Annotated in this window: 1 protein-coding gene; it reads left to right on the forward strand. The window is 73.3% G+C overall.

The genetic code is table 11. From position 1 onward, the window contains the following. The coding region (locus T398_RS26675) for an SDR family NAD(P)-dependent oxidoreductase (RefSeq protein WP_496450562.1) at positions 1-2462 on the forward strand (2462 nt) is incomplete at both ends.

Consider the following 2462-nt stretch of genomic DNA (forward strand, 5'->3'; position numbering starts at 1 on the left):
GAGCCGGTTGAGCAGTTCACCGCCGGCTACTGGGTGCGGCACGTGCGCGAGGCGGTGCGCTTCGCCGACGGCATGCGGTGGCTCGCCGCCCACGGCGTGACCCGCTGTGTAGAGGTGGGGCCGACCGCCGTGCTCAGCGGATCCGCCCAGGACGCCCTCGCGGACGGCCTCTGCGTGGCGACCCAACGCAAGGACCGGGACGAGACCGAGGCGCTGCTGGACGCGCTGGGTCGCCTGCACACCGCCGGCGTGAACGTGGACTGGCCGGCCATGTTCGCCGAGTGGGGCGGCACGACAGTCGACCTGCCCACGTACCCGTTCCAGCGGGACCGCTACTGGCTCACCCCGTCCGAGCCGGCACCGGCGGCCGGCGACGACGACAGCGGCTTCTGGTCGGCGGTGGAGAGCGCCGACCGGGACGGCCTCGTCGCCGAGCTGGGCCTGGCCGCCGACGACGCGGCGGCGTTGGACGGCCTGCTGCCGTCGCTGTCCGCGTGGCGTCGCCGGCGTCGTTCGCAGACCGTGGTGGAGGGTTGGCGGTACCGGGTCGGTTGGGCGCCGATGGCGGAGCCGGCTCCTGCGGTGCTGTCCGGTAGGTGGTTGGTGCTGTCCGACACGCGGGCTGACGATGTGGTGTCCGCGCTGTCGTCGGCCGGCGCCGAGGTGGCGTGTGTGCCGTCCTCGGCCGGCGCCGACGTGGTGCGGGCGGCGGCGGTCGAGGATGTACGCGGTGTGGTGTGGGTCGGCCGGGAGCCGTGGCCGCTGGTCGCCGCGGTGCAGGAGGTCACCGCCGCTGGTGTCACCGCGCCGGTGTGGGCGGTGACGCGGGGTGCGGTGGCGGTGGGTCGGTCCGAGTCGGTGACGGACGTCGCCGCGTCGACGGTGTGGGGCGTGGGTCGGGTGGCCGCGCTGGAGTTGCCGCAGTCGTGGGGTGGTCTGGTCGACGTGCCGGCGGTGCTGGGCGAGCGCGACGGTCGCCGGTTCGCGGCGGTGCTGGCCGGGGGCGGCGAGGACCAGATCGCCGTCCGCCCGTCCGGGGTGTTCGTGCGCAGGCTCCGGGCGTCCGCGCCGGTCGGATCAGTGGCTCCGGTGTCGATGTCGGGCACGGTGTTGATCACCGGTGGTACGGGTGCCTTGGGTTCCCGGGTGGCGCGCTGGGTGGTGGGGCGCGGGGCGTCGCGGGTGGTGCTGGTGTCGCGGCGGGGCGAGCAGGCTCCCGGTGCCGGCGATCTCGTGGCCGAGCTGACCGTTATGGGCGCTGAGGCTTCGGTGGTGGCGTGCGACGTCGCCGACCGGAACGCTGTTCGCGACGTGGTGGCTGGCATTGAGGATCTGGCCGGTGTGGTGCACGCGGCGGGTGTGTCGGGCATGGAGAGCCTGCTCGACGTCACCGAGGACTCGTTCGGGGCGGTGGTGTCGGGGAAGGTGTCGGGTGCGTTGCACCTGGACGAGGCAACCGCCGACCACGATCTCGATGTGTTCCTGGTGTTCTCGTCGATCGCCGGGGTGTGGGGCAGCGGCGGTCAGGCCGCGTATGCGGCCGGAAACGCGGCGTTGGACGCGCTGGTGGAGTCGCGGCGGGCCGCCGGCAAGCCGGGCACGGCGGTCGCGTGGGGTCCGTGGGCCGACGGTGGGATGGCCGGGGAGGCCGGTGCGGCGGACTATCTGGCGCGTCGTGGTCTGGCGGCGATGGACCCCGAGCTGGCGATGCAGGCCCTGGCGTTGGCCGTCGACGCCGGTGACGTGACGACGACTGTCGCGGATGTGGACTGGTCGCGGTTCGTGCCGACGTTCGCCGCGCAGCGACCGGCGCCGCTGTTCGGCGAGCTTGTCGTGGCCGAGGAGACGGTCGCGGACCGTGGGCTGACCGCTCGCCTCGCGGGTCTGTCCGAGGCCGAGCGCCGTCGGGAGTTGCTGACGTTGGTGCGGGCGCAGACCGCGAAGGCGCTGGGTTATGCGGGTGCGGGCCAGGTGGAGGCGGGGACGGCGTTCCGGGACCTGGGTATCGACTCGGTGACCGCGGTCGAGGTGAAGACCCGGATCAACGCGGCTACCGGTCTGCACCTGGGGTCGTCGCTGGTGTTCGACTACCCGACCCCGCAGATCCTTGCCGATCACCTCCTCGACACGCTGGGTCTGGCCGGCGCGGGCGATGCTCCCGCCGCCGTGGCCCAGCCGTTGACCGGCGACGACATCGTGATCGTGGGGATGGCGTGCCGGTATCCGGGTGGGGTGGAGTCGCCGGAGGACCTGTGGCGGTTGGTCGCCGGTGGCGCGGACGGCATGTCGGCGTTCCCCGTCGACCGGGGCTGGTCCGTTCCCGCCGACGCCTCGTACTCCGCCGTCGGTGGTTTCGTGCCCACGGCAGCGCAGTTCGACGCGGGTCTGTTCGGGATTTCGCCGCGTGAGGCGGTGGCGATGGATCCGCAGCAGCGGTTGTTGTTGGAGGTGTCGTGGGAGGC

Source organism: Salinispora goodfellowii (genome assembly GCF_059570675.1).